Here is a 26,472-nt window from a genome sequence, read left to right as displayed (position 1 = left end):
CTTAGTCCCAGCTCAGCACGCCGCGGGTGACCGGCCGTTCGGCCGACCACGGTGAGCAACCACCTGCATTGCAGGCACGTACGCGATATTCTCCAGCGCAGTAGGCGTTGCCGTTGGCGCTCACATAGGTATTGGGCCCGGTATACAGACGTTTGCCACCGCCGCCACTCTCAAGTTGATACTCGGTAGCATCGGGCACCTGGCTCCAGCCCACCTCACACTGGATCTGATAGGGTGCCTTGCGCGTACTGAGCCAGTTGGCCACATTGAAGTAAGGTGTCCCTGGCGGAAGTGCGACCACAACCGTCGCAATGCCCGAGTACGGACTGCACCCCGCGAAATTGCACGCCCTCACGCGATAGGCGTAGCTGCCTTTGCCACGGCTGACACCAAAGCTGTTTCCGCCGCCGTTATGCACCACCGTCCAGCCACCACCGTTGGCACTCTCCTCCAGCACGAAGCTCTCGCTGTTGGCCGGCACCGACCAGCTCAGGCTGTACTGCGGCACGTTCACCAGGCCCGGCGCGTTGATCACCGGCTCGATCGTCGGCGGCCCGATCACCGCTACCGTCGCCGTGGCCGACCACGGTCCGCAGCCTGCGCCATTGCAGGCGGCAACCCGATAGCCATAGCTGCCGACCCCGCGCGCAGCGGTGGCATAGGAACCCGCGTTGCCGTCGAACAGCGTGACCCATCCGCCACCATTGCTGCTTTCCTGCAAGGTGTAACGCGTGGCACCAGCCACCCCGTTCCAGCCAATGCCGATACTGCCCGGCGCAGCGCGTGCCGGCGCAGAGAGACCTGGCGCAGTAGCAGGCGGATACACCACCGTCACTGCGGCCGTGGCGCTGTATCCCGTGCATCCCACCGGATTGCATGCGCGAACCCGGTAGTTGTAGCTTCCCGCTGCCTTGCCACTGAAGGCCTTGGACTGGCCAATGGCGTTGTGCACCTGGGCCCATGCGCCACCATTGGCGCTTTCCTCCAGCTCATAGCGCTCGGCACCGGAAGCCGCAGACCAAGCCACGTTGTAGCTGCCGTTGAAGGCCGTGGCAGGCAGGTTCAAGGTCGGCACGGTGGATGGCGCCAATGCCACGGCCACTGATGCGACATTGCTCCATCCGCCGCACACCGCCCGGCAGCCGCGCACCCGGAACTGATAGGTTCCCGTGACCAGGCCGGTGCTGGTGAACGATTGCGCCGCGCCATCAAAGACCGTGCTCCAGGTGCCTGCAAGGGCACGCTGCAGCTCATAGCGGTTGGCACCACCGGCCGGACTCCAGGTCAGGTTCACGCTGCCCTGGGTGATGTAGCCCGGCGCACTCAGCGCGGGAACGCTGGGTGCGGCTTCGCCATGCACCTGGGACACCAGGCTGCCTGACAGGTAGAGATAGTCGGTCTGTTTGCCGGTGCGTTCGTTGCGCTGGAATCGCAGCACACCGCCGTTGTCGTAGAACGAATAGATCGCCCCCTTGCCACGGGCGCTGGCCTTCACCCGGCGCCCGTGGGCGTCGTACTCGTAGCTCTCTGCTGTACCCGCCGCACGCAGCCGGTTGCCGTAGTCAAACGCGAAAGCCTGGCCATTGCGCACCGATAGATTGCCCTGCACGTCATAGCCAAGACCGGTCACGGTTGCCCCGGTTCCGGTTTCGATCACGTTGACCAGCCGATTGGTCGGATCGAAGTAATGCGTACGATCGCGGCTGCCGACCTTGGCACGGCGCAGGTTGTCCAGCGCGTCATACTCATACAATGCATTGCCGAAGCCCGGTGCAGTGACCGTCCGCAACCGGTCCAGGCCGTCATAGGTCATGTCCCGGTTGCCGGGCGCCCCGGGCAGGCCATCGGAAATGGCCATCACGTTGCCGCCGGCATCGTAGTCGTAGCTGTCATCCAGCACTGCGGCCGCTGCAGTGGCATCGCGACTGCGGTCGGGCAGCCCGCGGGCATTCTGGGTCAACGTGTGCACGATCCCGTTGCCATAGACGAAGCGGGCCAACGCGCCGTTGGCGAAGTAACTGGCCTCTTTCGCATAGCCGCCGACCGTCGTCGCCCGACCCAGTGCGTCCGGCGTATAGCTGACGACACGCCCACCCGGATAGGTATTGCTGGCCAGTGTGCCGTTGGCATCGTAGCCATAGGCCAGGCTCAGGCTTCCCAGATCCGGATGCTGCAGGGTTTCGCCGCTGAGCAGGCGGCGGCGGTTGTACTGGTAGCGGTTGACGACCATCGGCCGGGCCGGATCGTTCTGCGTACTGATCTCGGCAGGCAGACCATCAGGCGCGTAGGACCAGTTCTGATTTCCGCGCCCATCCGGGAAGATCAGGGTCGACAAGCGGTTGGCGGCATCGTAACTGCGCTTCACCGCACGTCCGCTGGCCAGGGCGTCACTGCGGTTGCAGTCGGTGGTGCTGGTCAAACCCGTGCCGGCCGCCGACCACAGCACGTTGCCTGCCGCGTCGTAGTCCTGCACGGTCGCACCGGTTTCCGGTTCGATGGTCTTGCACAGCTGCTGGTAGCCGTCATAGACGTAGCGGCGGGTGAGCGACTGGCTGCCGTCTGCACTGCGGCGGGTGATCGCCAGCGGCTTGCCCAGCGTATCTCGCTGGATCTCGGTCACCACGCCTTCCGGGTGCTGCAGCGTCAGCGGCATCTCGTAGCTGGGCTGGTCGTAGGCAAGATGGCGTGTCGTCGTCGCCTGGCCTCGCGGGTTGGTCACCTTCACCGACAGATTGCCCACGTACTCGGTGCGGGTAACCAGTGCCCCCAGCTCGGACGATTGACTGACCACGGTGGGGCGGCCCAACGCGTCGTACTGCGTCGTGGTGCCGGTCAAGGCGGCATTGATATCGGAGAACTGCCGCGTGGGATACGAGGCAAACACGGTCTTGCCGCTGGTGTCGTAGCGGGTCACCACGGCGCTGTCCAGCACGTTGTTGGCGTTTTCGGTCACCAGCACCGGGCGGAACATCGCATCCAGGTAGGTATCCGTGCGCCGTCCGCCCTGCGTGCGGGAGTGCTTCCACGCACCAGCGGGCACCCCCAGCTGCGCGCCACCCAGCCGCTGCAGGTCCATGGTTACGCCATTCCAGTTCACGCTGTCGCCGCCAGGGAACTGCTGGCTGCGCAGCCTGCCCATGCTGTCGTAGCTGAAGCTGGTGGTTGCGCCGGTTTCGTCGGTCAGCGAGGCGATCCAACCGTTATCGTCGACGGCAACCGTGCGCACCGCGCCATTGGGCGCTTCGGGCGTGGCCGGCATGCGCAGCTGCTGCGGAACGCCACGCTTCCATCCCGACAGATGGCTGGTATTGCCGCGGCCATCGGCCACCGAGGCAACCGTGCCGTCGGCTGCGTAGGTCAACTGCTGCGCCAGGCGGCCAAATGCGTAGGCGCGCAGCGGCAGTGCTTTGGCCGTATCGAATTCGGTGCGGGACTGTTCGATGCCATTGAGCACACTGCGCGCCGTCTGGCCGTTCACCCACAGCGCGGGATTGTCGTAGTAGCTGGTGCTGCTGGTGCGACTCTGGCCAGCGGAGTTCGCTTCTGCAACGTTGACTTCGCGGACGAAGGCATCAAAGGCCTGGACCGTACGGGTGAACTGCACGCCATCCTGATTCACGACTGTGCTCTGCACTGGGCGATTCAGATGCTCCCCCAGCTCCCTGGCCCCGTACTTGAGATTCCGGCCCGCCTCGCGCGGGAATGGCGCGCTCGCAAGCTGCGCGTCCGGGTAGTAGTTGCTGCGCTCGGTGCGAACCACCGCGCCACCAGAGCTGGTAGTCGTGGACAGCAATAGACCGTCGTTGTAGCCGACTTCCTTACCGAATTCGTAGGTCCGGATAACCCCATCGGGTAGGGTTTCAATCGTTATCTTGGGTTCTGCCTGCCCCACCGGAATCATCGGCCACCCGGCCTGGTCGACTCTCCTGTCGTACTGCCACCCTAGATTGGTGTACTGATAGCTCCACTGCGCGGTGGGCATCCCCGGGCCGCTTATCCGCTTTGCCACCAAAGACATCGCGTCCCGATAGAGGGGCGTGAGATTCCATCCGTCGGCCAGCAACTGTTCGTCGCCGGAGGTCTGGCAGTTGAACGGAACATTCTTGCGCCCGTGCCGGAACGGTCGAAACACAAAAGTACCGAGTGCGCCAGAGGGATGTGTGACAGTAGCCGTGACCTCGGTCTGCACAATCTTGTTCGTCTTCGCGCACAGCCCGGGGAAGTCCATGTAGGCTGAAGGATCCTGCCCTGTGTATTCGGCGTACTTCTTCGTCACGTGGACCGGAGGCAGGTCGTAACGCCAGGCGGTGCCATCCGGCAGCGTCACCGACTGCAACACACCAGCCGGGGTGTAGCCATAGGTCCAGGTGCGGCCCGCTGCCGTTGCCGTTGCAATGCGGCCCTGGGAGTCATAGGCAAGGCTGATGCTGCGGCCATCGTTGGCAACGATTCGATCCAGCCGCCCGCCACTCCATTCGTAGCGGACCCAGTTACCGAAACGATCGACAACCTGGGATGGATAGAGGAAGACCTTTTTCCGTTTCAGCGTGGCATGGGTGATGGTGTCGTAGGGCTGGAGAACGGCAGACTCGTTCTCGCGCGCCACCATCCAGTCGAAGTAGTACTTGGTTCCATCTGGCGCGTGGCCCAGGAATCCTTCGCCCGGCTGGCCGCTCTTGAGCGCACTGAGGCAGGAGAAGAACCATCCCCCTTTTGTGTTCCAGGGCGTTGGCGTGCCGACCTGGGGCGTTGGCTGGCGCGCGTCCCCGCTACCCGCCAGGACGGTTTCACCGCCTCCGCCCGGCAATGAAAGCCTCACCCCATCCCAATAGGTGTGGGGAGAAAAATTGATGGTCTGGGTATGCTTGTAGTTCCAGACATCCAGCGACGGAGGTGCGGAAACTGTCGAGCAACGGGCGCTTGGCGTCCAATGCCCGGCGATCGCAGTTTCCGGCTGATCTCCGTAAGTGCCTGAAAGCGACGGAATGTCGAGATCCCAGTTTCCATACTCCTTGTCATTTGCACTGCCGCTGACATCCCCATAACTGCGGCTGAGCGAAACCGCGAGCCCACCATTGCCCGGAATCGAAACATCCGTAGCCTTGAAGCTGATCGAACCGTCATAGAGGTTGACCTGCTCGCCGAAGATCTCGCCCTTCAGCGGTTCGACAAGGTCCCCGTACTTCAGCCGCTTGTCGTACTCCTGGCGCCAGGTGGGAACGATCTGGGCGGAAACGCTGACCGGTGCCAGCACACACAGGGCAATGAAACCGAGAAACAGACCCTTGGCAGCCGTTGCGGCGCGCGGATGAGAAATGAGGCCAGACTGCATGCAGATCCTCCCTGGATCGACGTCCCTGTGTGCCCCACCCGCGCCGAACGGCAGTTGGCCTTCGACCAGGCGGCACCCACGCCGGCAGATAGCCACGCGTTGCTTCACGGTGGGCGGGTGCTGGTCACAGATATGAACGAATAATGAAGATGGCGTCAAGTCCACGTATTGGCCACACTCGGCAAAGTCACGTCAACCAGCAGCCTCCCGCGCCCTTCCCCGCTCCACCTAGAATGTCCTCATGAGCACCCTGACCTTCCGCGCCGCCACGCCGGCCGACATCCCCGCCCTCATTGCCCTCGTCACCTCGGCCTACCGGGGTGACGCCAGCCGCGTCGGCTGGACCACCGAAGCCGACCTGCTGGACGGCGCCCGCATCGACGCCGAGGGCATCCAGGCCGACCTGGACCGCCCGCGCTCCACCATCCTGCTGGCCGAGCGCGGGGACCAGCTGGTGGCCTGCGCCCATGTCGCCGATGTCGACGGCAAGGGCTACTTCGGCATGTTCTCGGTCGACCCGGCCCAGCAGGGCGGCGGCGTCGGCAAGCAGCTGATGGATGCCGCCGAAGCACATGCCGCGCGCGAATGGAACGTGCCGGTGATGCAGATGACGGTGATCGACGTGCGCGACGAGCTGATCGCCTTCTACGAGCGTCGTGGCTACAGCCGCACCGGCATCAAGAAGCCGTTCCCGTATGGCGACGAGCGTTTCGGCATTCCCAAGCGCGACGACCTGCGCTTCGAGATCCTGGAAAAGCCGCTGGCCGGAGCCGCCGCGTGAGCGAGGCCTGGACTTTTGTCTGTGCCGGCAACGAACTGCTGCCGGGTGAAATGAAGAGCGTGTTCGACGAGGTGACCGGCACGCCGATCGTGGTGTTCAACCTCGACGGCGAGCTGTACGCCCTTGAAGACCAGTGCACGCATGAAGAGTTCGAGCTGTCCTCGGGCGAGTTCAACACCACCGAGGGCAGTGTGGAGTGCGTACTGCACGGCGCGCGCTTCGACGTGCGTGACGGGCGCGCCCTGTGCGCCCCGGCCTACAGCCCGGTGCCCAAGTTCCCGGTGAAGCGGGAACATGACGCGGTCTGGACGCGCGACGACCGGGATTGAGTCTGCGCTCCGCCCGGAGAGATCCCCCAGAGGGCGCCCCGCGGGAGAGCATCCACCCATGGGGTGGATCTACCGGAAGGCCATGAGGGCCTCCCCAGGCCGTTCCGGGGCGGCCCCGGCGGCCCGCCACGCCCCGCATATGCGAATCATTATCGTTGATGTTATTCTACGTAACATCTTCGTAACGACTCCGCCCCCGCGCTATGGCTTCGCCCGCGCCCACCGCCACGCTGTGCCAGCTTGCCCGTCAAGGGTGGCCGCTGCTCGTGGCCGCGCTGCTGACGCTGCTGCTGGGCTGGTCGGCATTGCACGAGGGACGCGGCAACGGCCCTGCCGCCCACGGCTGGCAGGCACAGGCTGAAGATCTGCAGCAGGTCATGCCGATGCCGGCCGCGCCGGCGGACGAGTGCCCGCACCATGCCGCACCGGCACCGGAGCCGCCGCTGGATGGCGAGGGCGCCACGCCCTGTACCGGACTGGCTCCCGCGCGCGCCGCCATGGTCGCGCATGTTCCGCTGTGGCGCTCCGACGCCCTGCGCTGGCACCTGCACGATCCCGCACTGCGGTTGAACCCCGGCCACGCACCGCCCGCACCGGACGCCAGCTGAGGCGCCCTGCGGCTGTTGCCGTGCGCCTGATTGCGTTTCCTGCCAGCCGAGCATCGGCTCGGCTCTACAGAAGAAGCCCTCTACGTGTCGTCGCGCTGCCTGCGCTTCGGCCCTCGCCCTTTCCCGATCCAAGCCACCGCCACCCAGACCATGACCCACATCACGTCCCGCAAGCACGCCCCGCGCGTTTCCCTGCTCGCTACCGCCACCCTGGCCGCCGGCTTCGCACCGCTGGTCGCACAGGCCGCCGACAGCGCCGATGCCAGCTCCCGCAACGCCACCGACCTGGACAAGGTGCAGGTGCGCGGCAGCTGGTTCAATCCGTCCTCGCCGAAGTTCACCGCCGAGCTGCTGGACACCCCGAAGTCGGTGTCGATCGTGTCGGAGAAGCTGATCGCCGAAACCGGTGCGACCAACCTGCAGGATGCGCTGCGCATGGTGCCGGGCATCACCTTCGGTGCCGGCGAAGGCGGCAACCCGACCGGTGACCGCCCCTTCATCCGTGGCTTCGATTCGCAGAGCAACGTGTTCGTCGACGGCCTGCGCGACGTCGGCTCGCAGACTCGCGAAATCTTCGACCTGGAGCAGGTGGAAGTGGTCAAGGGCCCGAGCTCGGCCTACGGCGGCCGTGACTCCGGTGGTGGCAGCCTGAACCTGGTGAGCAAGACGCCGAAGCTGAAGAACGAGACCAGCGCCAGCATGGGCATCGGTACCGACAGCTACGCACGCGGCACCGTGGACGCCAACTACGTGCTGGGCGATGGCATCGCCGCCCGCCTGAACCTGATGAAGCACGAATCGGACATCGCCGGCCGCGACGCCGCCAACGTCAGCCGCTGGGGCATCGCGCCGTCGATCGCGTTCGGCCTGAACGGCCCGGCGCAGCTGATCGCCAGCCACTACCACATGCAGAGCGATGACCTGCCGGACGCGGGTGGTTTCCCGTACAACAACCCGTTCACCAGCGGCCCGAACGTGGCCAAGAACGGCGACGGCCGCCCGATGGTGCCGGACCGCAACAACTACTACGGCCTGGTCGACCGTGATTTCCAGCGTACCCGCGCCGATATCAGCACCCTGGACGCCAGCTACGATTTCGGCGGCCACAAGCTGCGCAACATCGCGCGCCTGGGCAACACCAGCAACGACTACCTGTGGACCCAGCCCGACGACAGCAAGGGCAACCCGAACAACTACGGCACCCTGTGGCGCCGCACCAACAGCCGCGCCGTCGACGTCAAGAGCTTCGCGGACCAGCTGGGCCTGACCGGCGCCTTCCAGACCGGCGCGCTCAAGCACAGCTACAGCGCGGGCGTGGAGTACAGCGACGAGAAGATGACCCGTGGCAGCTACCTGATGTCGCCGGGCACCGCCAATCCCCTTGAAAACAGCGCCAACAGCACTCGCTGCCAGGTGTCTGGCGCGGCCACCGGCTACAACTGCACCGACTTCAACAATCCGAACCCGAACGATCCGTGGGCGGCCGGTCAGATCGTCTATCGCAGCGACAAGGCGCTGGACGTCGAGCAGCGCACCAAGACCACCTCGGCCTACGTGTTCGACACCATCGAGCTCAATGAGCAGTGGATGATCAACCTCGGCCTGCGCTACGACGACTTCCGTACCACCCTGACCACTCCGGTGGCGGGCAAGGCACCGACCCGCGTGCGCAACAGCAACGACTTCCTGAACTACCAGGCCGGCGTCGTGTTCAAGCCGGCCGCCAATGGCAGCATCTACCTGTCCTGGGGCACCTCCTCGACTCCGCCGGGCATGGACGGTGGTGACGGTTCGGACGGCCTGAGCGCGGCCGTTGCCGACCTCAAGCCGCAGGACACGAAGAACCTCGAACTGGGCACCAAGTGGGACCTGCTGGACAACCGCCTGAACCTGACTGCTGCGATCTTCCACACCGTGATGAACAACGCGCGCGTGACCGTCGACAACGGCACCAGCCAGAACGCCGGCAAGAAAGAGATCAACGGTTTCGAGCTGGGCTTCAACGGCCAGTTGACCGACGCCTGGAGCCTGTACGGCGGCTACACCTACCTCGATTCCGAGCTGAAGGACAATGGCTTTGTCTGTGGCGCACCGGTGGGCCGCACCTGCCCGTCCAACGTCTACGTGCCGTCGCCGAACAACGGCAACGTGTTCCCGAACACCGCCAAGCACAGCGCCAACCTGTGGACCACCTACCGCTTCCCGATCGGCCTGACCATCGGCGCTGGTGCGTTCTACTCGGACAAGCAGTACGGTGATGTGGCCAACACCAAGTGGATTGCCAGCTACACCCGCTTCGACGCGATGGCCAGCTACGCGATCCAGGACAACATCAGCCTGCAGCTCAACGTGCAGAACCTGACCGACAAGACCTACTTCACCAAGGCCTATGCCTCGCACTACGCGAGCATCGCCCCGGGTCGCTCGGCCACCCTGGCACTGAACGTGAAGTTCTGATGTAACTTCGCTCCACCACGGCGGCAGGCTCTCCTGCCGCCGTTTTTGTTTCCGGCGATACTCACCCCATGGCGACCCTTACCCCCATCGACAGCGACGCCCTGGCCGAACTGCTGCAGCACGACCCGGCAGCCGCGTTCGCACGCGTGCGCGACGCTGCGCAGGCCGGGCAGGTCGAGGCACAACTGCTGCTCGCGCAGATGCACATGGAAGGCAAAGGCACCGCGCAGGACGCCTCGGCGGCACTGCTCTGGTACGAAACCGCCGCCAACAACGGCGCGCCGATGGCGATGAACATGCTGGGCCGCTGCCACGAACTGGGCCAGGGCACCGTCGCCGACCCGACGCTGGCAGCCGTCTGGTACCGGCGCGCCGCCGATACCGGCCTGGACTGGGGCCTGTACAACCTGGCCAACCTGCTGGCCACCGGCCGCGGCGTGACCCAGGACCGCGCGCAGGCACTGGCCCTGTATACCCGTGCCGCACACCTGGGCCATGCCAAATCGATGAACCTGCTGGCCCGCCACCTCGAAGATGGCCTGGAGATCGAGCGCGATCCGCAGGCCGCCCTGGGCTGGTACCGGCGCGCGGCCGAGACCGGCGATTTCCGCGGCCAGGCCAACTACGCCTCGATCCTGCTGCAGGCCGGCCAGATCGAGCAGGCCGTGCACTGGCTGCGGCTTGCACTGGCCCACGGCAGCCCGGCGTTCATGGCGCACATCGTCCCGGAACTGGCCGCATCGCCGCATCCACAGGTGCGCGCCCTGGTCGCACCGCCGTCCCTCTGAGGAGTCCCGCATGCTGCTGCACATCCCCGACATTCTCAGCGCCGACCAGGTGGCCGACTTCCGCCGCCGGCTGGATGCCGCCGACTGGACCGATGGCCGCGAGACGGTCGGCCATCTGGGCGCACAGGCCAAGCACAACCAGCAGCTGCCCGAGGCCTCACCGCTGCGCCGCGAACTGGGCGAGATCGTCCTCGTCGCATTGGCCCGGCACCCGCTGTTCTTCAGCGCCGCGCTGCCACTGAAGTACCTGCCACCGCGCTTCAACCGCTACAGCGGCGGCGGCACCTATGGCTTCCATGTCGACGGCGCGGTGATGAACCTGGCCAACGGCGAACAGCTGCGTTCGGACATCTCCTGCACCCTGTTCCTGTCGGCGCCGGACGAGTACGAGGGCGGCGAACTGATCATCAGCGACACCTACGGCGAGCATGAAGTGAAGCTGCCGGCGGGCGACCTGATCGTGTACCCGTCCAGCAGCCTGCACCAGGTGCGGCCGGTCACCCGCGGCGCGCGCGTGGCCTCGTTCTTCTGGGTGCAGAGCATGATCCGCGATGATGTGCAGCGCCGCCTGCTGTGGGAAATGGACGGTTCGATCGAGCGCCTGCGGCAGACCGGCGGCGACGCCGAAGCGGTGCTGCAGCTGACCGGCGTGTACCACAACCTGCTGCGGCGCTGGAGCGAAGTCTGAGCCCCATCCGACCAGTCTGCGACATTTTGGCAATCATTCTCATTTGCAACAGCTAACAGCTCTCATTACAATCACGCCCCGTTGATGCCGGCCACTGCCGGCAGACCCCTGGGGACCCCTGCTTGCTGCGCCCGCTTCGCCCTCGCCCACTCATCCATCGCAAGATGGGCACCGCCATGCGCGGCCAGCGTCCTGCGCTGGCCAGCCTGCTGGCGTGGGTGGCGATGCTGGTACTGCTGATGGGTACTCTGCCGCTGCTCCCAGAGGCCCACGCCGGCAACGCCGCGCAGGCAGTGCAGCCGCCGCTGGAAGAGCGTGGCGGCGAAGCCCCGCTGCAGGAAGAAGCCCCGGCCAAGCTGCGTCGCTGTGCTGCCGCGCCGGTGAAATCAGCCGAGAAGGCACACCCGCCGCTGCTGCTGGCCAGCCAGTGGCTGCGTACCGAACGTGAACTCGTACCCGCCACGCCGGCCATGCCCGGTGTGCGCCCGGATTGGCCGCTGGCCGCTCCGGACACGCCCTGGGCCGACGCGCCCGGGCGCCGCCAGCAACGCGGCCAGGCGCCGCCGCTCGCCTGATCCACGGCCCCGCGTGACCGCCTGCGCGGTCGCGTCAGCGCGCCGCTGCCTGCTTCCTCCCTGCCGCCCCTGACCGGGCCTCCCCGTGCATGCCGCGCCACTCGCGCCTGGCATTGCACCACCCTGCATCCTTCGAGGTTACTGCCATGGCCCAGCGCCATCGTGTCCGTTCGTCCCTGTCCCGTACCCTGCTGACCAGTGCCGTACTGGCGGCCATGACCGCCCCTGCCTTCGCCCACGGTGACGCTTCCGGCGCGCCGCAGACGCTGGACAAAGTGGTGGTCACCGCCTCCGGCTTCGAGCAGAAGGTGGTCGATGCACCGGCCAGCATCAGCGTGGTCAGTCGCGAAGAACTCAGCAAGCGCCCCTACACCAACCTGGTCGACGCGCTGCGCGACGTCGAAGGCATCGATGTCGGCCTGGAAGCCAGCGACAAGAACGGTCGTGCCACCATCTCCATGCGCGGCCTGCCGTCCGAGTACACGCTGGTGCTGATCGACGGCCGCCGCCAGAGCAATGTCGGCCAGCTGTATCCGAACAACTTCGGTGGCGGCCAGTTCGCCTACCTGCCGCCGCTGGACGCGATCGAACGCATCGAAGTGGTGCGCGGCCCGATGTCCACGCTGTATGGCTCGGATGCAATGGGTGGCGTCATCAACATCATCACCCGACGCAACCAAGACAGCTGGCACGGCGCCGTGACCCAGGGCTTCACCGTGCAGCAGGATGACCAGTTCGGTGATGCACGCACCACCGACCTGTACCTCAGCGGCCCGCTGCTGAAGGACCGCCTCAGCCTGGCGGTGCGCGGCAGCTACTACGACGCCAAGGCCTCCAATCCGGAGTGGGATGCACTGACCCTGCCCGACGGCAGCCTGTGGGAGCGCAGCATCGGCTTCGGCGGCGGTGGCAAGTCGGTGGCCAACACCAACTGGAACACCGGCGTACGCCTGGACTTCCGCGTCAACGATGATCACGAACTGTGGCTGGACTACGACGTGTCGCGGCAGAAGTACGACAACAGCGAAGGACAGACCGGCACGCTGGACAGCCTGGCCAGCCTCTGGCGCGTCGGCAACTCGGTCATCCCCAACCCGAACGGCAGCGGCACCGTCACCCGCCGCGTGGTGCAGCCGCGCGTGGGCTACACCGCCTACCAGCGCTACGAGCGCGACCAGCTGTCGTTGACCCACCAGGGCCGTTACAGCTTCGGCACCTGGCAGACCTCGCTGACCCACAGCAAGAGCAGCAATCTCGGCCGCTCGCTGCCGCTGACCCTGGACGAGCGCGCCAACCTGCAGACGCTGTGGAATGACGTCTGCCGCCGCACCGGTGCCGCCAACAACTGTGCGGCCGGCCGCGGCAATGCGCTGACCGCACTCAATCCCAGCGAGATGGCGCGCCTGCAGGCGTTCCTGCCGCGCCCGCTGCGCACGATGGAACTGGAAGGCTACGTGCTCGACACGATGCTCGACCTCGACTTCGGCGCGCACAAGCTGACCGTCGGCGGCCAGTACAACGACACCGACATGATCGATGGCGTGTTCGGCATGGATGGCGCCGGTTACCGCAGCAACACCAAGCAGAAGCACCGCATGTGGGCCCTGTTCGCCGAGGACAACTGGGCGCTGACCGATACCCTCACCGCCACCTTCGGCCTGCGCTACGACGACCACAACGTGTTCGGCAGCCACGTCAGCCCGCGCGGCTACCTGGTGTGGAACGCCAGCGACGCGTGGACCTTCAAGGGCGGCGTCAGCACCGGCTACAAGACCCCGCGTCCGGACCAGCTGTTCCCGGGCATCACCGGCTTCGGTGGCCAGGGCGTGCTGCCGCTGGTGGGTTCGCCGAACCTGAAGCCTGAAACCAGCACCAACTACGAGTTGGCCGCCTACTACGAGGGCCAGCGCTGGGGCTTCAACGTGACCGGCTTCTTCAACAAATTCGAGGACAAGATCGCCAGCGGCGGCACCTTCCCCAACTGCGAAGTGGCCCGCGCCGGCAGCGGCTACTGCGTGGACATCGGCCCAGGCTGGGCAGCACTGGGCTACAGCACCTTCACCCAGAGCGTGAACATCGACAAGGCCGAGACCCGCGGCGCCGAACTGGCCGCGCATGTCGACCTGCTCGACACCCTGCAGCTGCGCGGCAACTACACCTGGACGAAGAGTGAGCAGACCAGTGGCGCACAGAAGGGGCTGCCGATCAGCGGCACCATGCCGGCAAAACACATGGCCAACGCCAGCCTCAACTGGCAGATCAATGAAGCGGTCAGCCTGTCGCTGATCGGTGAGGGCCGCTACGACCGCTACCGCGACACGCTGCTGGATGCCAGCGGCGCCAGCCACACCCGCTACTACGAGAACTACACGATCTTCCATCTCGGTGGCAGCTGGAAGGCCACGCCCTGGCTGACGGTGAACGCACGGGTCAACAACCTGCTCGACAAGGATTTCGTCTCGCAGTCGTGCCTGTTGATCAGCCAGAGCGAATTCAACTGCGTGGACGACTATGCGACCAAGGACCAGCGCCGCAGCTACTGGATCTCGCTCAACGCGAAGTTCTGATCGCCGCGCACCGCCTTGGTGGGTGCCAACCTTGGTTGGCACCGCCCTGATCTGGTGAGGGCCGACCTGGGTCGGCACCGCCCTGCTCTGGTGGGTGCCAACCTTGGTCGGCACCGCTTCATCCACGCATGGCGTGGATCTACCGACCCGCGGTAGCGGTAGTGCCTGCCGCTGGCCGGCAGCCGATACCCCCCCTCCGGGATACAGAACGACACGCAATTGCGAGCTATTCTCATCAATGATGTAATGGGCAGTCCCCGTCCGCCCCGAACCGTGCCGTGAGCCGTCCTGCCTCTTCCACCGTGCAGCAGCAACAGAACCGTGGCTTCTGGCTGCGGACGCTGCACCAGTGGCACTGGATCAGCTCGGCGGTGTGCCTGATCGGCATGCTGCTGTTCGCGGTGACCGGCCTGACCCTCAACCATGCCGCGAAGATCGAGGCCAAGCCCGAGGTGCAGAACCAGCATCTGGAGCTGCCGGCCGAACTGCTGGGCCAACTGGGCACCCGCGAAGACGGCAACGCGCCGATCCCGCGCCCGGCGCGGCAATGGCTGGATACGCAGCTGGGCATCGCCATTGGCGGCCGCCCGGCCGAATGGTCGGCCGAAGAGATCTACCTGTCGCTGCCGCGCCCCGGTGGCGATGCCTGGCTGAGCATCGATCGCCAGACCGGCGCGGTGGAATACGAATCAACCTCGCGCGGCGCGGTGTCCTACCTCAACGACCTGCACAAGGGCCGCAATGCCGGCCCGGCGTGGGGCTGGTTTCTGGACCTGTTCGCCGTGGCCTGCCTGGTGTTCTGCATCACCGGCCTGTTCCTGCTGCACCTGCATGCGCGGCAGCGGCGCATGACCTGGCCGCTGGTCGGCCTCGGCCTGATGATCCCGCTGCTGATCGCCCTGCTGCTGATCCACTGACTTTCCTTCGTTCCTGGAGCCGCCCCATGCGCGTCACCCTGACCATCGCCCTCAGCGGCCTGCTGGCCACTTCGCCGGCCTATGCCACCACGCTCGACATCAACGTCGAAGTGCCCAAGCTCAACGTGGCCGAGTACCACCGCCCGTACGTGGCGGTGTGGCTGGAAGGCGCCGACCAGAAGGTCGCGGCCAACCTGTCGGTCTGGTACCAGCAGACCAGCAACAGCGAAGGCCATGGCACCAAGTGGCTGCCCGACCTGCGCCAGTGGTGGCGCAAGAGCGGCCGCACCCTGCAGGTGCCGGTGGACGGCGTGACCGGCCCGACCCGCCCGGCCGGCAAGCACGCGCTGTCGTTCAACGACAAGCAGCCGGCACTGAAGCAGCTGGCCCCGGGCAACTACACCCTGGTGGTGGAAGCGGTGCGCGAAGTCGGCGGCCGTGAACTGCTGAAGATTCCCTTCACCTGGCCGGCCACCGCCGCACAGAACGGCAAGGCGCAGGGCGCCACCGAACTGGGCCAGGTCACCCTCGCCGTCAAACCCTGAGAGGGGACGGAGGGGATCAAGTCGTAGCCCCCTCTTCCTTGCCGCATCACCCGCATCCACTGGAGTCCTCCGCATGAAGCGCACGCTCGTCCTCGCCGCCGCCCTGGCCGCTGCCCTTCCCTTCTCCGCCCTGGCCCACAAGGCCTGGCTGCTGCCCTCGCAGACCGTGATCGCCGGCAACGCGCCGTGGATCACTGTCGACGGTGCGGTCTCCAACGACCTGTTCTATTTCAACCACGTGCCGCTGCGCCTGGAATCGCTGGTGATCACCGCGCCGGACGGCAGCACCGTGCAGCCGCAGAACGCCTCCACCGGCAAGTACCGCAGCGTGTTCGACATCGAACTGAAGCAGCCGGGCACCTACCGCATCGCGTCGGTCAACGACGGCCTGTTCGCCACCTACGAGCAGAACGGCGAGCGCAAGCGCTGGCGCGGCAGCGTCGCCACCTTCGGCGAACTGCCCAAGGACGCAAAGAAGCTGGAAGTGAGCCAGTCGGTCGGCCGCGTGGAGACCTTCGTCACCAACGGTGCGCCGAACGACACCGCGCTGAAGCCCACCAACCGTGGCATCGAGCTGGTCGCCGTCGGCCACCCGAACGACCTGTTCGCCGGCGAGGAAGCCACCTTCCGCGTGCTGGTCGACGGCAAGCCGGCCACCGGCCTGGAGTTCGAGATCGTGCGTGGCGGTACCCGCTACCGCAACGCGCAGGACGAACTGAAGGTCACCAGCGATGCCAAGGGCGAGATCAAGGTGACCTGGCCGGAAGCTGGCATGTACTGGCTGGAAACCGGCACCGAGGACAACAAGACCTCGGTGAAGCAGGCCGCCAAGCGCCGCCTGAGCTACGTGGCCACGCTGGAAGTGCTGCCGCAGTAATGACGTGGACCGCGATGCCGGGCAGCCCCGGCATCGCATCTGCAGCACACCACCATGACCGATCCCCAGCTCGACAGCGCCCGCCTCGGTGGCACCACCATGGGCACCACCTGGAGCGTGTCGCTGGTCGCGCCGCGCCAGCGCGACCTGCACCCGCTGCATGCCGGCATCCAGGCGCGGCTGGACGAGGTGGTCGCGCAGATGAGCACCTGGGAGCCCGGCTCGGACCTGAGCCGCTACAACCGCGCCAACGCTGGCCAATGGTGCGTGCTGCCGGCTGAGACCCGCCAGGTGCTGGCCTGCGCACAGGCCATCGCCGCCGCCAGCGATGGTGCATTCGATCCCACCGTCGGCCCGTTGGTGGCACTGTGGGGTTTCGGTGCACATGCCGGCGAACGCCGCCAGCCCAACGACGCTACCCTGCAGGCAACGCGTGAGCGCTGCGGTTGGCAGCGCCTGCAATTGCGCAGCGATGCGCTGCTGCAACCGGGCGGACTGGAACTGGACCTGTCGGCGATCGCCAAGGGGTTCGGCGTCGATCACGTGGCCGCCTGGCTGCGCGATCAGGGCATCGCTGCTGCACTGATCGAGGTCGGTGGCGAACTGGCCGGCTACGGCCGCAAGCCCGACGGCCACCCCTGGCGCGTACTGGTGGAATCCGCACCGGAAGAAGACGCGCACACCGAAACACCACCGCGGGTGCTGGCGCTGGAGGACAAGGCGGTGGCCACCTCCGGTGATCGCTGGCACCAGTACCAGGCCGATGGCGAGGCTTACAGTCACAGCCTGGACCCGCGCTCTGGCAGACCGGTGCGGCTGGTCGCCGCAGCGGTCACCGTGGTGGCCGACGACGCCATGCACGCCGATGCCTGGGCCACCGCACTGACCGTGCTCGGCCACGAACAGGGCATGGCGCTGGCCGAACGCGAAGGGCTGGCCGTGCGTTACCTGCAACGGGCCGCCGTAGGCCCCCGCGAATTCCTCAGCAGCGCTTTCCAGCGCCTGCTCGACGAGCAGGACGCATGAGCGCACGTCCATCGCGCGCGTGGCTCGGCAACGCACTGGCTCTGTTCCTGTTGGCAGTGATCGGCTGGGCGCTGCTGCGGCTGCATCTGGGTGAAGCCTGGTGGCAGGGCGCGCCGCCGGCACGGCAAACGCAGATCGCGATCATCGCCACCGCGCTGTATGCGCTGGCCTGCGCCGCACTGTGGTGGCGTGGGCGACCGCGCGACGATGCCGCCTGTGGCGACGTCGCACCGATCCTGCTGGTCTGGTCCAGCCAGACCGGTTTTGCCCGCGAACTGGCCGAACGCAGTGCCGAGGCATTGCGCGGTGCCGGCGTGCCGGTGCGTGTGCGCGGCCTGCATGAGGTCGACGCCACGCTGCTGGCCGACAGCCAGCGTGCATTGTTCATCGCCAGCACCACTGGCGAAGGCGACCCACCCGATCATGCGCTGCCGTTCCTGCGCGGCGTGATGACCTCACCGCCTGCGCTGCAGCACCTGCAGTACGGCGTGCTCGCACTGGGCGACCGCAGTTACGGCCACTTCTGCGGATTCGGCCACCAGCTCGACCAGTGGCTGCGCCAGCACGGTGCGCATCCGCTGTTCGATGCGATCGAGGTCGACAACGCCGATCCGGCCGCGCTGCGCCATTGGCAGCAGTTGCTGGGCCAGCTCGGCGGCGGCGCCAGCGAACTGCCCGACTGGAGCCCGGCCGAGTACCAGCCGTGGACGCTGCTGCAACGTGAGCATCTGAACCCGGGCAGCCCCGGCGCCCCCGTGTATTGGTTGCGCCTGCAGCCCCCGGCCGATGCAGATGCGCAGTGGCAGGCCGGTGACATCGCCGAGATCGGCCCGCAGCACGCACCGCACACCGTGCGTGCCTGGCTGGACGCACAACGCTTCGATGCGGATACCGTGCTGGATGACGGGCAGACGTTGCTGGCACGCGTCGCGCGCTCGCACCTGCCCTCATTGGTTCCCCCGGGTGATCTGCCCGCATTGCTGGCGACCCTGCAACCGCTGCCCCATCGCGAGTACTCGATCGCCTCGGTGATGGCCGACGGTGCGGTCGAGCTGCTGCTGCGCCGACAGCTGCGCGCGGACGGCACGCCTGGCATCGGCAGCGGCTGGCTGTGCGACCACGCGGCCATCGCCGAACCGGTGCAGCTGCGCCTGCGCCGCAACGACAATTTCCATGGCGTGCCCGCCGATGTACCGCTGCTGCTGATCGGCAACGGCACCGGCATCGCCGGCCTGCGCGCGCATCTGCACGAACGTGCCCAGCGTGGCGCGCGCCGTACCTGGCTGCTGTTCGGTGAGCGCACCGCCGCCCACGACTTCCACTTCGGTGAAGAACTGCAGGCAAGGCTGGCCGACGGCTCACTGGCACGGTTGGATGCCGTGTTCAGCCGCGACGGCGGCGCGCATCGCTATGTGCAGGACCGGCTGCTGGCCGAAGCGGCAACGCTGCGGCAGTGGGTGGATGAAGGCGCCACGATCCTGGTCTGCGGCAGCCTGCAGGGCATGGCCCCGGCGGTGGATGCGGTGATCGAACAGGTGCTGGGTGTTGCGGGCAAGGAAGCGCTGTTGCTGGCCGGTCGCTACCGGCGCGATGTGTATTGAGGTTGCCGCATCCACGCATGGCGTGGATCTACTGAACGCACCGACGCCTGCGAACCGCCTTCTGGTGGGTGCGAACCTTGGTTCGCACCATGACGCAGCATTGGCGGCCGTATCGACGCATGGCGTGGATCTACTGCGCGGCGTGTCCAGGCATGGCAACTACACCCCAGTAGATCCACGCCATGCGTGGATTGAGCCACCGGCGCCCAGGAATCATCCCGCCGCCGCACTGACCCGTATCGCCAACAACTCGCCACCGCCCTGCAACGCGTGCCGCTGACGTTCGCCGGCCGCCAACCACGCGGTATCGCCGGCCCGTAGCGCGGGCAGGCCGCTGTCGGCACCGAACTCTGCCTGACCGGACAGCAGATGCAGCGCCCAGGCCACGCCCGGTTCGCAGAAGAAGAACATCGCGCCCACCAGCGGCCGGTGCAGCAGTTCGGCCTGCAGCAACTCGCGCTTCCACATCAGGTTGAAGTCGTGGGTGGTGCCATCGACCAGTTCACCGTGCAGGGTTTCCTCGCCGGCAAAGCGCACCCGTCCATGCGGCGGCAGCACCTCGGCAACACGGCCATCGTCGAAGCGCAGGCGCACGCCATTGCCCTGCAGCAGTACCAGTTCGCGCTCCACGCCGGGGAAGGCGGAGAACGCGGCGTCCTGCTCGATCTCGGCCACCGACAGGCGCAGCGCCCAGTCATCCCCCTGCGCAGGCAGGCGCAGGATCTCGCGGGTCCAGCCAAGTCCATTCCGCCAGCGTTCGCGGCGATAGTCCAGGCTGGAAATGACCTGGCTCGGAGTGTGCAGCAGGGAGTCGATGTTCATCCACGCATTGCATCATGCCGCGCGCCGTCGTGCATCACCGCGTGGCGAGCGTGCCCTGTCCACCGCACCCGCCGGCCAGCAGCTGCGAGTGCTTCAGCCAATCCTGGTCGGGGTAGTAAGCAAACACCATCGTGCCACCACGCAACGCATCGATCAGCGGCTTGGCCACCGACAGCCGCACCGCCGGGCAACCCAGGCTGCGTCCCAGCCGCCCCTGCAGCTGCGCGGTAGCCGGGTTCACGTACGGCGCACCATGGATGACGATCGCTCGGTCACGCGCGCGGTCATTGAAGCCCGGTTCCAGGCCGGCCAGGCGCAGCGAATATCCATTGCCGCCCATGTAGGTCTCCTGCGCGGTGAACGCGCCGAGACTGGACATGAAACTGCCGTCGCGGTTGGAGAAGTGCTCGGTGCGGTTCTCGCCGCTGTTGCGGCCATGCGCCACCCATTCCTCGAACAACAGGCGCTGATGGGCCAGGTCGAACACCCACAGCCGCGGCTCGGTGGACGGGCGCGAGTAATCGATCACGCTGAGGCGATCACCATTGATGCCCAGTTCCGGCCGCTGCAACGCACAGCGCATGGCGTGCGCCGCCAGCTGCAGCACGTGGCGGTCGGCCTTGGGCGCACTGCGCGACAGCAGGGCAGCCAGATCATCGGCAGAGGTGGCGAGGGCGGGCGTCTGTGCCAGCGCCGGGGCGCTGGCCGAGGTCGCCAGCAGGCCGAACGCGGCCAGCCGGCACAGGCGGGATGCAGTCATGGGCACAACGAGGGGACTCAGTTGCCCTTGAGGGTGGACCCTGGCGGCTCAGATTCCAAGACCGGCTGCATTCCGGATTCAGCCGGGCTTGGGCGGACCGCCGGCAGCGAGGTGACCAGCAGGGTCGTGCCCGGCACCAGCACCTGGTACAGCTGGCGAGCGAAATCGGTCGGCAGCGCCATCGGCAGCGAGGGCGTGGCCAGCAGGTCCGGCGTGGCCTGGGCACGGTCCTGGCCCAGCAACGGATAGGCCGTCCACTGGTGCAGCCGCTGGTTCACGTCCAGCGGGCTGGGGGTGTCGCTGTAACCCTGCCCCATCACGAACAGCGTGGTGCCCTGGAAGGCCGGCAAGGCGTCGGCCTTCAGCGGCGACTCGCCAATCATCACGCCGTCGCGCAGCACGTACAGGCGCTGGTCGTGCAGGCTGACCAGGATGCCGACCTGCCCGGCCGGCGCCGCGGCGTCGTTCCACCAGGCCTGTGCCGGGGCTCCGCCCTCGGTCTCCGGCAGGGCCTGGCCGCGCGCGTTCACCGGCGCCAGCACCGACGGATAGGCCAGGGTCATCGGCGAGCTCTTGGCATCGGCCACGACCACGGTATCGCCGCGCTGGGTTTCACTGAACAGCTTCTGCGCGAAGGCCTGCGGCAGGCGCACGCAGCCGTGCGAGGCCGGATGCCCGGGCAGGCTGCCGCCATGCAGGGCGATGCCGTCCCAGGTCAGCCGCTGCATGTACGGCATCGGCGCGCTGTTGTAGAGGTTGGACTTGTGGTCCTTGTCCTTCTGCAGGATGGTGAACACACCGGTCGGCGTCTCGTGCCCGGCCTTGCCCGAGCTGATCGTGGTCAGGCCGATGGCGATACCGTTGCGGTAGACATAGGCGCGCTGCTCATCAAGGCTGACCACCAGCACGATCGGGCCGGTCGGCGAGATTTCCGGATGCCACAGGTATTCGCCCGGCTTGAGGTCGGTCGGTCCGCGTACCTCGGCGGTGGCCGCAGCGGCAGCTGCAGGCTTGGCGGCCGGCGTAGGCGCAGCGGCATGGGCCAGCAGCGGCAGGGCCAGTGCAAGGGCGAGCATCAGGGTCGTGGGGCGGTGCGGAAGCATCCAGCGGGGGTCCTTTCCATGCGGAGCGGCCACCGTACACCATCGGCCCGTGGTGGCCGCGGCAAAACCAGGCGCCGGAAATGAAACTGCCCGGCGACACAGCCATGTGTCGTACCGGGCAATCGTTACGTCCTTGTCGGCCTGCTGCCGCCCCCTCGCATCCTGCGCTGTGGGGGTAGCGTTGCATCCTGCACGCGGCCGCGTCTGTCCTGTTTGTATCTCAGCCCCTTCCACAGGTCTGTGATGCCACCATCCTGGTGAGTGGTGCCGCGTCCTGCGGCGGTCGGTGGTCACGGCCTTCCTGTCCGTGACCGGTGAACCAGCCTCCTGCCGGTTCCGACGATTCCTGCTGTCAGCGCCTCGGTACGGTTCGCACCGGTACCGATCCGGGTACCGGATCCGCCGGCAACAACCTGTTGCCTACGGTGATCCGCTGTCGATTCCGTTCGACGATTGCTTTCCCTATCCCCTTCACCTGCGCCAGGTCCTCGACGCAATGAAACGGGCCGTGTCTGCGCCGGTGCTCGACGATCGCCTCGGCCTTGGCGGCTCCGACCATCGTCAATCCCTGCTGCAGCGCCTGGGCATCGGCGCGGTTGATGTCGATCGGTTCGGCGGCATGCGCCCCTGCGATCCACACGACCAGCACCAGTGCCCTCAACACGACACTCCAAGGCACGACGTGTATCTCCTTGTGGTTCTGACCGTCCCGACCGGCAATCCCGTCGGTAGGAACAGTGTCCGTCACCACATGCACACAGCCTATCGGTTTCCTGGATTTCTAAAAGCCAGCCAAATACCCGACGTGATGTAGGAAAAACCCTACCCACGGCACAGGCGTAGAATGTCGCGATCACAGCCCATGCAATCGGAGTTTCAGATGGACAGCGCCAAGCTCGGCCAATTCGTCAATGACAAGTGGGACAGCGAGATCGTCCCGCAGTTGGTCGACTACATCCGCATTCCCAACAAGTCGCCGATGTTCGACGCCAATTGGGTGCAGAACGGCTACATGGAACAGGCGGTCACGCTGATGGAGAACTGGGCCAAGGCCCAGCAGCTGCCCGGCCTGAAGGTTGAAGTGGTGCGCCTGGAAGGCCGTACCCCGCTGATCTTCCTGGAAATTCCGGCTACCGGCGCCGAAACCGGCGACGACACCATCCTGCTCTACGGCCACCTGGACAAGCAGCCGGAAATGACCGGCTGGGACGACGACCTCGGCCCGTGGACCCCGGTCCTGCGCGGCGACAAGCTGTATGGCCGCGGCGGCGCCGACGACGGTTACGCCATCTTCGGCTCGCTGGCCGCCGTACTGGCGCTGCAGGCCCAGGGCCTGCCGCACGCCCGCTGCGTGGTGCTGATCGAAGCCTGTGAAGAATCGGGCAGCTACGACCTGCCAGCCTACGTCGACCACCTGGCCGACCGCATCGGCAAGCCGTCGCTGGTGGTCTGCCTGGATTCGGGCTGCGCCAACTACGACCAGCTGTGGTGCACCACCTCGCTGCGCGGCCTGACCGGCGGCAACTTCACCGTGAAGGTGCTCAACGAAGGCGTGCATTCCGGCGATGCCTCCGGCGTGGTGCCGTCCAGCTTCCGCCTGCTGCGCCAGCTGCTGTCGCGCATCGAGGACCAGGACACCGGCCGCATCCTGATCGAGGGCATGAACGTGGAGATTCCGGCCGAGCGCCTGGAACAGGCCAAGCGTGCCGCCGACGTGGTCGATACCGCGATCTTCGAGAAATTCCCGCTGGTCGATGGCCTCAAGCCGATGAACGACGACCTGACCGAGCTGGTGCTCAACCGTACCTGGCGCCCTGCTCTGTCGGTGACCGGCATCGGCGGCATGCCGCCGCTGGAATCGGCCGGCAACGTGCTGCGCCCGCATACCGCGGTGAAGCTGTCGCTGCGCCTGCCGCCGACCGCCGATGGCAAGACCTGCGGCGAACTGCTGAAGGAAGCACTGCTGCGTGACCCGCCGAACGGCGCGCAGGTCACCCTGGACCTGGAAAAGGCCTCCACCGGCTGGAACGCGCCGGCGATGGCACCGTGGCTGACCAAGGCCATCGACGATGCCAGCCAGACCTTCTTCGGCAAGCCGGCGATGTACATGGGCGAAGGCGGCTCGATCCCGTTCATGGGCATGCTGGGCGAGAAGTTCCCGGGCGCCCAGTTCATGATCACCGGCGTGCTCGGCCCGCACTCCAACGCCCACGGCCCGAACGAGTTCCTGCACATTCCGATGGGCAAGAAGGTCACCTCGTGCGTGTCCAAGGTGATCAGCGAGCACTACGCGGCCAGCCTGCGTGGCGAGACCAGCGGTTCGCCGGTGGCCGCCGACAGCGGCACCCGCCACGGCGACCACGGCTGCTGCTGATCCAGCACGCAGTGACGGACGCAGCCCGGCCTTGCTAGGCTGCGTCCATCCTTCGAGGGCACTGATTGCATGAACGGTCTGTTTGGCAGCACCAGCTGGCTCTACATCATCCTGGTCGGCTTCTTCGTCGGCCTGCTGGGACGCTTCTTCATGCCCGGCAACAACCGCATGGGCTGCCTGCTGACCATCGTGCTGGGCATCATCGGCGCGCTGCTGGCCGGCTGGTTCGGCCAGTACATGGGCTGGTACGCGCCCGGTGAACCGGCCGGCTTCCTCGGCGCGGTCGTGGGCGCGGTCGTCGTGCTGGCGATCCTGCGCCTGTTCAGCGGCCGCCGCTGAGCCGCCACCTCCTTTTTCATTCTGCCCCGACGTTGGCGCGCCCGGCGCGCCCGGATATGCCTGCATGACCGAACCCGCCTCTGATCCCCAGCGCAGCGCACAGCGCCTGCAGTGGGCCCGTACCCAGCTCGACGACGGCAACGCCGTGGTCGAACGCGCCTCGGTCGACGCCGGCATGCGCAGCTACTGGCGCACCACCAGCCAGCGTGGCAGCCACATCGTGATGGACGCCCCGCCGGGGCTGGAAGACCCCACGCCGTGGCTGCGCATGCGCGGCCTGCTGCACGATCACGGCCTGCGCGTGCCCGCGCTGCTTGCCCAGGACCTCGACGCCGGCTTCCTGCTGCTGGAAGACCTGGGCGGCCCGACGCTGGCGAAGATCCTCGACGAACGCAATGCCGACGCGTGGTTCAGCCGCTCCATCGAACAGCTGCTGCGCCTGCAGGCCATCCCGGTGCCGGCCGATTTCGGCCAGTTCGGCGAAGCGCTGCTGCAGCGTGACGCCGGCCTGTTCGATGAGTGGTTCCTGCAGCGCCATCTTGGCCTTGAACTGGACTGCGGCGAGATCGAAGGCCTGCAGCTGGTCCACCGCCGGCTGATGGACAACGCGCTGGGCCAGGCCCAGCTGATGACCCACCGCGACTACATGCCGCGCAACCTGATGCCGGTGGACGGCGGCCCGGCCGTGCTGGATTTCCAGGACCTGGTGCGTGGCCCGATCGCCTACGACGCAGTGAGTCTGTTCAAGGACGCCTTCCTGAGCTGGCCGCTGCAGCGCGTGGACGAATGGCTGTCGCAGTATCACCAGCGCGCGCGCGATGCCGGCCTGCCGGTGCCCGACCGCGCCATCTTCCTGCGCGATGCCGACTGGATGGGCATCCAGCGCCACGTGAAGATCCTCGGCCTGTTCTGCCGCCTGCGCTACCGCGACAACAAGGGCCACTACCTGGACGATGCGCCGCGCTTCATCACCTATCTGGATGAAGTGCTGCCGCGCTATCGCGAACTGGCGCCGCTGCAGCAGTTGCTGGACGACCGCATCAAGCCAGCACTGGCCGAGTTGGCCGCACCGCTGCGCGTGGCCCGATGAAGGCGCTGGTCTTTGCCGCTGGCCTCGGCGAGCGCATGCGCCCGCTGACCCTGCACACGCCCAAGCCGCTGCTGGAAGTGGCTGGCAAACCGCTGATCGTCTGGCACCTGGAACGCCTGGCCGCGCTCGGCGTGCGCGAGGTGGTGATCAACACCGCATGGCTGGCCGAACAGTTCCCGGCGACGCTGGGCGATGGCAGCCAATGGGGCCTGCGCCTGCATTTCATGTACGAAGGGCAGACCCCACTGGAAACCGGCGGCGGCATCCTCAACGCGTTGCCGGTGCTGGGCGACGCCCCGTTCCTGGTGGTGAACGGCGACATCTGGACTGATTTCGATTTCGCCACGCTGCCACGCGAACCACAGGGCCAGGCGCACCTGGTGCTGGTCGACAACCCGGCGCAACACCCCGAAGGTGATTACCGCCTCGATGCGCAGGGGCTGCTGCATCACGACCGCGAAGGACCGTGCCTGACCTATGCCGGCATCGGTATCTACCGCCCTTCGATCGTGGCCGACTGGCGCACGGTGATCGGCGATGCGCCGGGTAGCGAGCGTGTTCCGCCGAAGTTCTCGGTGGTGCCGCTGCAGAAGCATTTCATGGCGCAGGGGTTGATGACGGGGCAGCACCATCGCGGGCGTTGGACCGATGTGGGTACCGTGGATCGCCTGCGCGCGCTGGATGTTGAGTTGGCGGCGAACGGCTGAGCCCCTCGTGGTTGGTCGCGTAGAGCGGATCGCGTGTTTGGCCGGGCGGGTGGGCCATGCAGGGGACGCTGCAAGTACGTCCCTGTAAGCTCGATGGCGCCATCCATGGCGCCAACGCCCCTGCATGGCCCACCCGCCCGGCCTCTGACAGTTTCCGTGGGCGTCCAACCACGGAAGAGAGAAAGA

22 protein-coding genes are annotated in these 26,472 nt (G+C 66.8%); 17 read left to right on the top strand and 5 right to left on the bottom strand.

Going from position 1 to position 26,472, the window contains the following annotated elements:
* Position 1 precedes the first annotated feature (1 nt).
* A complete protein-coding gene (locus GOC52_RS04955; protein WP_191850769.1) occupies positions 2-5,332 on the bottom strand; it encodes a wall-associated protein in 5,331 nt (1,776 codons plus the stop codon).
* Positions 5,333-5,573: 241 nt separating this feature from the next.
* Here GOC52_RS04955 and GOC52_RS04950 point away from each other — a divergent pair, with 241 nt between their 5' ends.
* From GOC52_RS04950 to GOC52_RS04890, 13 genes are all read left to right on the top strand, one after another.
* Positions 5,574-6,113, top strand: a complete 540-nt coding sequence (locus tag GOC52_RS04950) for a GNAT family N-acetyltransferase (protein WP_054171175.1) — start codon at positions 5,574-5,576, stop codon at positions 6,111-6,113.
* Positions 6,110-6,442, top strand: coding sequence for a non-heme iron oxygenase ferredoxin subunit (locus GOC52_RS04945; protein WP_005412525.1), 333 nt, complete (start codon positions 6,110-6,112; stop codon positions 6,440-6,442). The genes GOC52_RS04950 and GOC52_RS04945 overlap by 4 nt, the downstream gene beginning before the upstream one ends.
* Positions 6,443-6,645: 203 nt before the next feature.
* Positions 6,646-7,050, top strand: a complete 405-nt coding sequence (locus GOC52_RS04940) for a hypothetical protein (protein ID WP_191850767.1) — start codon at positions 6,646-6,648, stop codon at positions 7,048-7,050.
* A gap of 150 nt (positions 7,051-7,200) precedes the next feature.
* Positions 7,201-9,507: a TonB-dependent receptor gene (locus GOC52_RS04935; protein WP_191850764.1), complete on the top strand. Its 2,307-nt coding sequence runs from the start codon at positions 7,201-7,203 to the stop codon at positions 9,505-9,507.
* A 68-nt stretch (positions 9,508-9,575) separates the two neighbouring features.
* Positions 9,576-10,295: a tetratricopeptide repeat protein gene (locus GOC52_RS04930; RefSeq protein WP_191850761.1), complete on the top strand. Its 720-nt coding sequence runs from the start codon at positions 9,576-9,578 to the stop codon at positions 10,293-10,295.
* A 10-nt stretch (positions 10,296-10,305) separates the two neighbouring features.
* Positions 10,306-10,983 (top strand): Fe2+-dependent dioxygenase, encoded by a 678-nt coding sequence (locus tag GOC52_RS04925; RefSeq protein WP_049434489.1) that lies wholly within the window; start codon positions 10,306-10,308, stop codon positions 10,981-10,983.
* A gap of 164 nt (positions 10,984-11,147) precedes the next feature.
* Entirely contained in the window at positions 11,148-11,558 is a 411-nt protein-coding gene (locus GOC52_RS04920; RefSeq protein WP_049413405.1) for a hypothetical protein, read from the top strand.
* Between the two features lie 146 nt (positions 11,559-11,704).
* The gene (locus GOC52_RS04915) at positions 11,705-14,125 is read left to right on the top strand and encodes a TonB-dependent receptor domain-containing protein (RefSeq protein ID WP_191850759.1); all 2,421 of its coding nucleotides are present in this window, start codon (positions 11,705-11,707) and stop codon (positions 14,123-14,125) included.
* 278 nt (positions 14,126-14,403) lie between these two features.
* Positions 14,404-15,042, top strand: a complete 639-nt coding sequence (locus GOC52_RS04910; RefSeq protein WP_010483588.1) for a PepSY-associated TM helix domain-containing protein — start codon at positions 14,404-14,406, stop codon at positions 15,040-15,042.
* A gap of 26 nt (positions 15,043-15,068) precedes the next feature.
* Entirely contained in the window at positions 15,069-15,587 is a 519-nt protein-coding gene (locus GOC52_RS04905) for a DUF2271 domain-containing protein (RefSeq protein WP_004147429.1), read from the top strand.
* A gap of 73 nt (positions 15,588-15,660) precedes the next feature.
* Positions 15,661-16,464: a DUF4198 domain-containing protein gene (locus GOC52_RS04900; protein WP_191850756.1), complete on the top strand. Its 804-nt coding sequence runs from the start codon at positions 15,661-15,663 to the stop codon at positions 16,462-16,464.
* 54 nt (positions 16,465-16,518) lie between these two features.
* Complete coding sequence (locus GOC52_RS04895; RefSeq protein ID WP_191850754.1) at positions 16,519-17,490, top strand: FAD:protein FMN transferase; 972 nt, start codon at positions 16,519-16,521, stop codon at positions 17,488-17,490.
* Complete coding sequence (locus tag GOC52_RS04890; RefSeq protein WP_191850752.1) at positions 17,487-19,091, top strand: sulfite reductase subunit alpha; 1,605 nt, start codon at positions 17,487-17,489, stop codon at positions 19,089-19,091. Before GOC52_RS04895 ends, GOC52_RS04890 begins: the two co-directional genes overlap by 4 nt.
* A 213-nt stretch (positions 19,092-19,304) precedes the next feature.
* Here GOC52_RS04890 and GOC52_RS04885 read toward each other — a convergent pair whose 3' ends face one another.
* The 4 genes from GOC52_RS04885 to GOC52_RS04870 all read right to left on the bottom strand — a co-directional run bounded on the left by GOC52_RS04885 (position 19,305) and on the right by GOC52_RS04870 (position 22,440).
* On the bottom strand, positions 19,305-19,913 hold the full coding sequence (locus tag GOC52_RS04885) for a HutD/Ves family protein (RefSeq protein ID WP_019337109.1): 609 nt from the start codon (positions 19,911-19,913) through the stop codon (positions 19,305-19,307).
* Positions 19,914-19,947: 34 nt separating this feature from the next.
* Positions 19,948-20,673 carry a murein L,D-transpeptidase catalytic domain family protein gene (locus GOC52_RS04880; RefSeq protein WP_010483599.1) on the bottom strand — a complete coding sequence of 242 codons (726 nt, stop codon included), beginning with the start codon at positions 20,671-20,673 and terminating at the stop codon, positions 19,948-19,950.
* 17 nt (positions 20,674-20,690) lie between these two features.
* Positions 20,691-21,776 carry a L,D-transpeptidase gene (locus tag GOC52_RS04875; RefSeq protein ID WP_191850749.1) on the bottom strand — a complete coding sequence of 362 codons (1,086 nt, stop codon included), beginning with the start codon at positions 21,774-21,776 and terminating at the stop codon, positions 20,691-20,693.
* Between the two features lie 352 nt (positions 21,777-22,128).
* Positions 22,129-22,440: a helix-hairpin-helix domain-containing protein gene (locus GOC52_RS04870; RefSeq protein ID WP_238794441.1), complete on the bottom strand. Its 312-nt coding sequence runs from the start codon at positions 22,438-22,440 to the stop codon at positions 22,129-22,131.
* 216 nt (positions 22,441-22,656) lie between these two features.
* Between GOC52_RS04870 and GOC52_RS04865 the strand changes: the two genes are divergently transcribed.
* The 4 genes from GOC52_RS04865 (at position 22,657) to murU (ending at position 26,286) form a co-directional block, all read left to right on the top strand.
* On the top strand, positions 22,657-24,150 hold the full coding sequence (locus GOC52_RS04865; protein ID WP_191850747.1) for a M20 family metallopeptidase: 1,494 nt from the start codon (positions 22,657-22,659) through the stop codon (positions 24,148-24,150).
* A 69-nt stretch (positions 24,151-24,219) separates the two neighbouring features.
* Positions 24,220-24,489 (top strand): GlsB/YeaQ/YmgE family stress response membrane protein, encoded by a 270-nt coding sequence (locus GOC52_RS04860; protein WP_089239335.1) that lies wholly within the window; start codon positions 24,220-24,222, stop codon positions 24,487-24,489.
* Positions 24,490-24,553: 64 nt separating this feature from the next.
* Positions 24,554-25,579: an aminoglycoside phosphotransferase family protein gene (locus GOC52_RS04855; protein ID WP_191850746.1), complete on the top strand. Its 1,026-nt coding sequence runs from the start codon at positions 24,554-24,556 to the stop codon at positions 25,577-25,579.
* A complete protein-coding gene (murU, locus tag GOC52_RS04850; RefSeq protein WP_054171164.1) occupies positions 25,576-26,286 on the top strand; it encodes an N-acetylmuramate alpha-1-phosphate uridylyltransferase MurU in 711 nt (236 codons plus the stop codon). The genes GOC52_RS04855 and murU overlap by 4 nt, the downstream gene beginning before the upstream one ends.
* Positions 26,287-26,472 lie beyond the last annotated feature (186 nt).

It is taken from the genome of Stenotrophomonas sp. SXG-1 (assembly GCF_014083965.1).
Lineage (GTDB): Bacteria > Pseudomonadota > Gammaproteobacteria > Xanthomonadales > Xanthomonadaceae > Stenotrophomonas > Stenotrophomonas geniculata.
Note: the sequence above shows the minus strand (reverse complement) of the source record. Positions and strands in the feature narration are given on the sequence as shown.